The organism is Streptomyces sp. MS191 (assembly GCF_008042125.1).
In the GTDB taxonomy this organism is placed as follows: domain Bacteria; phylum Actinomycetota; class Actinomycetes; order Streptomycetales; family Streptomycetaceae; genus Streptomyces.
In genome coordinates this window covers 61,425-68,183 of record NZ_RDBI01000057.1, presented here as the reverse complement: position 1 = coordinate 68,183, position 6,759 = coordinate 61,425, and the positions used below count along the sequence as shown (strand labels likewise).

At 74.4% G+C, this 6,759-nt stretch carries 7 protein-coding genes; 4 read left to right on the top strand and 3 right to left on the bottom strand.

What is annotated here, in order from left to right:
- Positions 1–77 precede the first annotated feature (77 nt).
- From EAO71_RS25310 to EAO71_RS25300, 3 genes are read left to right on the top strand one after another with little or no spacing between them, the layout of a single operon-like run.
- Positions 78–509: a DUF485 domain-containing protein gene (locus EAO71_RS25310; protein WP_261992336.1), complete on the top strand. Its 432-nt coding sequence runs from the start codon at positions 78–80 to the stop codon at positions 507–509.
- Positions 510–525: 16 nt separating this feature from the next.
- Entirely contained in the window at positions 526–2,316 is a 1,791-nt protein-coding gene (locus EAO71_RS25305; RefSeq protein ID WP_261992335.1) for a sodium/solute symporter, read from the top strand.
- Positions 2,313–3,524 (top strand): sensor histidine kinase, encoded by a 1,212-nt coding sequence (locus EAO71_RS25300; RefSeq protein ID WP_147980130.1) that lies wholly within the window; start codon positions 2,313–2,315, stop codon positions 3,522–3,524. Before EAO71_RS25305 ends, EAO71_RS25300 begins: the two co-directional genes overlap by 4 nt.
- Positions 3,525–3,601: 77 nt before the next feature.
- Here EAO71_RS25300 and EAO71_RS25295 read toward each other — a convergent pair whose 3' ends face one another.
- The 3 genes from EAO71_RS25295 to EAO71_RS25285 form a co-directional block, all read right to left on the bottom strand.
- On the bottom strand, positions 3,602–4,099 hold the full coding sequence (locus tag EAO71_RS25295) for a hypothetical protein (protein ID WP_147980129.1): 498 nt from the start codon (positions 4,097–4,099) through the stop codon (positions 3,602–3,604).
- 219 nt (positions 4,100–4,318) lie between these two features.
- The gene (locus tag EAO71_RS25290) at positions 4,319–4,732 is read right to left on the bottom strand and encodes a PaaI family thioesterase (protein ID WP_147980128.1); all 414 of its coding nucleotides are present in this window, start codon (positions 4,730–4,732) and stop codon (positions 4,319–4,321) included.
- Between the two features lie 4 nt (positions 4,733–4,736).
- A complete protein-coding gene (locus EAO71_RS25285) occupies positions 4,737–5,294 on the bottom strand; it encodes a sigma-70 family RNA polymerase sigma factor (RefSeq protein ID WP_147980127.1) in 558 nt (185 codons plus the stop codon).
- A gap of 262 nt (positions 5,295–5,556) precedes the next feature.
- Between EAO71_RS25285 and EAO71_RS25280 the strand changes: the two genes are divergently transcribed.
- Positions 5,557–6,759, top strand: a complete 1,203-nt coding sequence (locus EAO71_RS25280) for a CapA family protein (protein WP_147980126.1) — start codon at positions 5,557–5,559, stop codon at positions 6,757–6,759.

The window sequence follows — 6,759 nt, the reverse complement described above, 5'->3', positions numbered from 1 at the left end:
CCCCCACCGGACCTACCGTCCTCCCGTGCCGCTGCGTAGACTCCGTGGACTCTCCCCAGCCCCTGCGAGGTCGACAGATGACGGAGCGGACACCGACGTCCGAGCAGCCACCGCCGCCGTCGCGTCGGCCCCGGCGCGAGACCGTCACGCACGCCTCCGCGGTCCGCGGCGACGGCCCGCCGGCCGCCGTACGGCACGCCGCGGTGCCCGGGCCGCGACCGGGGCACCCGCCCGCCCGGTCCGAGATCAGCGAGCAGACCACCCTCGGCCACACCTACGTCCGCTCCCTGATGCGCAGCCAGCTGCGGGCCGGGCTCACCGCGCTCGGGGCGCTCGCGCTGATCGTCGGCGCACTGCCGCCCCTGCTCGCCCTGCCCGCCCCCGAGGCCGTCGTCTGGATCGTGCTCGGTGTCGGCCTGTACCCGGTGATCTGGGGCATCGCCCACTGGTACGTCCGCCGCGCCGAGCGCAACGAACGCGACTTCACCGGCCTGGTCGAAGGCCGCTGAGCGCGGGGGACCGGACGTGAACCACACCTACGCGGTGACCGCCGTCACCGCCGTCGTCCTCGCCACCGTGCTCATCGGCGCCCTCGGCCTGCGGATATCCCGCACCACCTCCGACTTCTACGTCGCCTCCCGCACCGTCCGCCCCGGCCTCAACGCCGCCGCCATCAGCGGCGAGTACCTCTCCGCCGCCTCGTTCCTCGGCATCGCCGGACTCGTCCTCGTCCAGGGCCCCGACATGCTCTGGTACCCCGTCGGCTACACCGCCGGATACCTGGTCCTGCTCGCCCTCGTCGCCGCCCCGCTGCGCCGGTCGGGGGCGTACACGCTGTCCGACTTCGCCGAGGCCCGGCTGGAGTCCCCCCAGGCCCGCCGGCTCGCCAGCCTCTTCGTCGTCGGCATCGGCTGGCTCTACCTGCTTCCGCAGCTCCAGGGCGCGGGACTCACCCTGGAGATCCTCACCGGAGCGCCCGACTGGGTCGGCGGACTCCTCGTCGCCGTCGTCGTCACCGGCATCGTCGCGGCCGGCGGCATGCGCAGCATCACCTTCGTCCAGGCCTTCCAGTACTGGCTCAAGCTCACCGCCCTGCTCGTGCCGGCGGTCTTCCTCGCCGCCGCCTGGTCCGGCGACGACGCGCCCCGGGTCCGCTTCGACGCACCCGCGGTCTTCCGCGAGCACGCGGTCGTCAAGGTCGCCGACACGGTACGGATCCAGGTAGAGGCCCCGCTCACGCTCACCGTCACCGGCCGCGTCGACACCAGGCCGTACGACCGCGCGACCGTCACCCTCGACCCCGGCACCCATCGCGTCGACGGCGGCACCGAGCTGTCCTTCCCCCGCGGCGCGCCGGTGCCCGAGCGCGCCACCACAGGCGCCGATCCGCTCGGCTGGTCGCAGCCGCTGGCCGGCGGGCGCGACGGCCACCAGCTGTACGCCACCTACGGGCTGATCCTCGCGACCTTCCTCGGCACCATGGGGCTGCCCCACGTCGCCGTCCGCTTCTACACCAGCCCGAACGGCCGCGCCGCGCGCCGCACCACCCTGGTCGTGCTCGGCCTGGTCGGCGCGTTCTACCTGCTGCCGCCGGTGTACGGCGCGCTCGGCCGGATCTACGCGCCCGAACTCGCCCTCACCGGGGCCGCCGACGCGGCCGTGCTCGTCCTGCCGGACCGGATGATCGGCGGGGTCCCGGGCGACCTGCTGGGCGCCCTGCTCGCCGGCGGCGCGTTCGCCGCGTTCCTGTCGACGGCCTCCGGACTGACCATGTCGGTCGCCGGGGTCCTCACCCAGGACGTCCTGCCCTCCCGCGGGGTACGGCACTTCCGCCTCGCGACCCTGCTGGCCACCGCGGTCCCGCTCGCCGTGGGCGTCGTCGCCTCCAAGGTGCCGGTCGCCGACGCCGTCGGCCTCGCCTTCGCGGTCTCCGCCTCCTCCTTCTGCCCGCTGCTCGTCCTCGGCATCTGGTGGCGGCGGCTCACCCCGCCCGGCGCCATGGCGGGCCTGCTGCTCGGCGGCGGCTCCGCGCTCACCGCGGTGATGGCGACGCGGGCCGGACTGCCGCCCGAGGGCTGGCCGCACACCCTCATGGCCTGGCCGGCCGTCTGGTCGGTACCGCTCGGTTTCCTGACGATGGTCCTGGTCTCCCTCGCCACCCCCCGGCACATCCCGCCGGGGACGCCGGCGCTCCTCGCCCGGCTGCACCTGCCGGAGGAGTTCACGGGCGCGCCCGGCGCCGGCCCGGAGCACCCGCGGGACCCCGGCGGACCCGGGCCCGCCTCCGGCCGTCCACGCGAGGGGGCGGCGCGATGACCGGGATGACGGTCGCCGCCGCGGTCGCCGGCGCGGCCCTGCTGCTGGCCGCCGGATTCGCCCTGGGACGCCTCGCCGCCCGCCGCGGCGCACGGGCCGCCGACCTCGACCTGGGCACCCCGGTGGAACGGGCCACCTTCCACACCCTGCACACCGCCTCCCTCGCCGCCCCGCCCCTGCGCGCCGGTCTGACCGAGGAGACCGCCCGCAGGGCCGCGCGCCGGCTGCGCTCGCTGCTGGGCACCGAGGCGCTCTGCCTCACCGACCGGTCCGCCGTCCTCGCCTGGGACGGTCCGGGCGGCGACCACCACCGCGCCCATGTCATGGACCAGGTCGCCGAGGTCCTCGCGTCCGGCCGCAGCCAGTCGGCGCACGCCGGATGCGCGGACGTCGAATGCCCGCTGCGGTGGGCGGTGATCGCTCCGCTCACCGGCGAGGACGGCGTGCTCGGCGCCCTCGTCGCCTACGGCTCACGCGAGTCGGCCGTCCTCGTACGGGCGGCGACCGAGGTCGCCCGCTGGGTCTCGGTACAGCTGGAACTGGCCGAGCTGGACCGCTCGCGGACCAGGATCGTCGAGGCGGAGATCCGCGCCCTGCGCGCCCAGATCTCCCCGCACTTCATCTTCAACTCGCTCGCGGCCATCGCCTCCTTCGTCCGCACCGATCCGGAGCGGGCGCGTGAACTCCTGCTGGAGTTCGCCGACTTCACCCGCTATTCCTTCCGGCGGCACGGTGAGTTCGCGCAGCTCGCCGACGAACTGCGGTCGATCGAGCAGTATCTGGCCCTGGCCGGGGCGCGGTTCGGCGACCGCCTGAAGGTCACCCTGCAGATCGCGCCCGAGGTCCTGCCGGTGACGCTGCCGTTCCTCTGTCTCCAGCCGTTGGTGGAGAACGCCGTCAAGCACGGCCTGGAGGACTCCGTGCACGTCTGCCGGGTCACGATCGCGGCCCGCGACGKGGGCGCCGAGGCCCTGGTGACGATCGAGGACGACGGCGTCGGCATGGACCCGGCCGCGCTGCGCGCGATCCTCCGCGGCGAGCGGCCCTCCACGTCCGGCATCGGCCTGTCCAACGTCGACGAGCGGCTGCGGCAGGTCTACGGGCCGGAGTACGGCCTCGTCATCGAGACCGGGGTCGGGGCGGGGATGAAGGTGACGGTGCGGATCCCCAAGTACCGGGCGGGTGTGCACCGCACGGCCGCCCCGTGAGGTCGCGTGGCCGTCGGGCCGGGGCCGCCCGCGGGGCGTCCCGGGACCCGGGCCCGCCCGTCCGCCGCCGGTCCGGCTCAGTACAGGTGCAGGGCCAGATGGCAGAGCGGGAGCCCCAGCTTCCAGGCCGGCAGCCACACCTGGTCCGCCTCGTCGATCGCGGCGCCGGGGCCCCCGCCGGGGGGCGGGCCGCCCAGGTCCACGGCCCGTAACTGGGTCGCCTCCAACTGCCGCCAGGTCTCCCGGGCGAGGGCGAGATCAGGACTCGTCTCGCCCGCCCGGACCCGCTCGGCCAGCCGTTCGCGCACCCACTGCGGCCACGGGTGGTCGTACGCGGTCCGCGACAGCCACTCGTCGAGCCGGCCCACGGTCCGCGCCCCCGAGGGGGCGTCGGCGCCCTCGCAGAGGTGGATGGTGAGCGCCAGGGTCTGCCGGCCGGCCCGGTACTCCAGCGAGCCGGGCTCGACGAGGCAGCCCGCCCGTAGCAGGTCGTCGGCTATGAACTCGGCACACAGCCAGGCCATCGGGACGGCGAGGCCGCCTCCGCTGGTGCCGTTCGTGCTTTCGGGCAGCAACGTTCCCACCTTCTCCCGGACGCAGAGTGCGAGGATCCCGAGGACGAGCCTCCACCGAGGAAGACGCGTACGGGTCGCTCTTTACTCAACTCGCCTGTGTGGTTTCGGATACGTTCCCCCGCCGGATCGGTGCTGGTGGGAGGGAGGGGGTCCGGGAGTGCGTCCGGGGCGTGTGGGACCGGGGTCGAGGCCGGTCCCGGCCTCGACCCCGGCCGGTACTCAGCCGAGCAGGGCGTAGACCGCCGTGGCGTGCGCCGCCGTCTCGTCCGTCCCCTCGGCCGTCATGGTGATGTCGGCGAAGGCCATCCGCTTCCCGGCCTTGGTGAGGCGGGCCCGCACCAGGACGTCCGTGCCGAGCACCGGCCGCTGGAAACTGATCGACTGCTGCACCGTCGTCATCGGCACGAAGCCGCCGCGGGCGGCGGCGACCGCGATCACGGTGGCCGTGTCGGCGGCTGCCATCAGCGCCTGGCCGCTGAGCCCGCCGCCCTCGCGGGCCAGCCGGTCGGACCAGGGGAGTCTGAGCACGGCCCCGTGCTCGTCGAGGGCGATCACCGAGAGCCCCAGATCGAGCACCCAGGGGGCGAAGTTGTCGGCGAGTACCTTGTCCGCGGCGGCGAGAGTCAGCGTCACGCGGTCATTGTGGGGCCCCGGCCAGCGGGCGGGCAACGCTCCTGCGGCCCGGCCGGTAGCCGGGCAGCCGGTGCCCGAGCTGGCGCAGCGCGTAGTGCGAGCGTGACTTCACCGTGCCGGCCGGGATGCCGAGGTCGGCGGCGGCCTCGTTGACGGTCAGGCCGTGGAAGTAGAGCCGGACCAGGACCTCGCGGTGTTCGGGGCTCAGGCACCGGACGGCCGCGCGCACGTCGAGCGCGGCGACCGCGGACTCGGTGGCGTCGGCCGGGTCCGGGGTGGCGGCGAGGACTCCGTCGCCGATCTCGGCGGGGCGGGCGAGCCGGGAGCGGCGGGCGTCGATGGCCAGCCGGCGGGCCACGGTGAAGAGCCAGGGGCGCATGGAGGTGTAGGGCCCGTCGAACGCCTCGGGGTGCAGCCAGGCGCGGACCAGGGTCTCCTGCACGAGGTCCTCGGCCCGCTGCTGGTCGCCGTAGGTCAGCCCGAGCAGGAAGCCGAGCAGTGCCGGGCCGTGTTCACGCTGCAGCTCCGCGAGGGCCCTCTCGTCCGTCGTCGCCGTTGTCATGCTCCACACCTCTCCTGCCGGCTCGTCATCCCACGGGGCGTATACGAACGCATGAGGGCGGCGAGGGACAGGGAACGGACAACGGTGTGCGACGAACGGTCGCACCGAGCGGCGAGTGGTGCGGTGAACGGTCGGCGGCAGTCGCTGCATCCGATTCGGCACGGTTTGCCATCCCAAGCGGCTTTGTCTCTTGACTGTGCAAAATATCCGCTGTGAATTCATACGGTCAGATGTTCATCGTATGAATGGTGGAGGCCGGCTGATGATCCAGCGCACCAGACGCGGGGCGGTGGCCGTCGCCGTCGTCCTGCTCACCGCGGCGGCCGGCTGCGCCGGTCCCGCCCGCACCCCCGCGGACCCGCCCGCGCGGCAGACCCCCGAACGTCCCGGCGCACCCTCGGCGGTCGGCGGCGGCGCCTCCGCGCGTACCGGGTTCACGCTCGTCGCCTCGGGCGACGTGCTGCCGCACAGCTCGGTCATCGAGCAGGCGGCCGCGGACGCGGGTGGCCGGGGCCACGACTTCACGCCGATGCTGGCGGGCGTCGCGCCGGTCGTCTCCGGGGCGGACCTGGCGATCTGCCACATGGAGACCGTCTACGGTCCCGAGGGCGGACCCTTCACCGGCTACCCCGCCTTCACGTCGCCGCCCCAGATCGCCGCCGCCCTCAGGGCCACCGGCTACGACTCCTGCTCCACCGCCTCTAACCACACCCTGGACGACGGCGCCGCCGGCCTCGCCCGGACCCTGGACGCCCTCGACCGGGCCGGTGTGCGGCACGCCGGCTCGGCCCGTACCGCGCAGGAGGCGGCCCGCCCCACGCTGCTCAGGGCCGGCGACGCGACCGTCGCCCAACTCGCGTACACCTACGACACCAACGGCTACCCGATGCCCGAGGGGCAGCCGTGGGCGGTCAACCTGATCGACGAGCGGAGGATCGTCGCCGACGCGCGGGCCGCCCGGAAGGCAGGGGCCGAGGTGGTCGTCGTCAGCATCCACTGGGGCACCGAGTGGCAGACCGCGCCCGACGAGCGGCAGCTGACGCTCGGCCGGTCCCTCACCGCCTCGCGCACCGGCGGCCGCCCGGACATCGACCTGATCCTGGGCACCCACGCCCACGTCCCCCAGGCGTACGAGAAGGTCAACGGGACCTGGATCGTGTACGGCATGGGCGACCAGGTCGCGGGCCGGATGGTGAACCACTCGGGCGAGTACGACCCCCGCGGCAACCAGGGCACGCTGGCCCGCTTCACCTTCACCCCGCCGAACGCGCCGGGGAGCCGCTGGGACGTCACCCGGGCGGAGTTCGTCCCGCAGTGGTTCGACACCGACCGGGGACGGGTGGTCGACCTGAACGCCGCGATCAAGGGCGGCGCCGCCCGGTACACCGGCGTACGGGACACCATCCGCGAGGTCGTCCTCGGCCGCGGGGCGGCGAAGGACGGACTGGTGATGGCCGACAGGTAG

Coding starts and splice junctions, on each gene's coding strand:
- EAO71_RS25310 (WP_261992336.1), top strand. CDS start 78: ATGACGGAGCGGACACCGACGTCCGAGCAGCCACCGCCGCCGTCGCGT.
- EAO71_RS25285 (WP_147980127.1), bottom strand. CDS start 5,294: ATGACAACGGCGACGACGGACGAGAGGGCCCTCGCGGAGCTGCAGCGT.
- EAO71_RS25280 (WP_147980126.1), top strand. CDS start 5,557: ATGATCCAGCGCACCAGACGCGGGGCGGTGGCCGTCGCCGTCGTCCTG.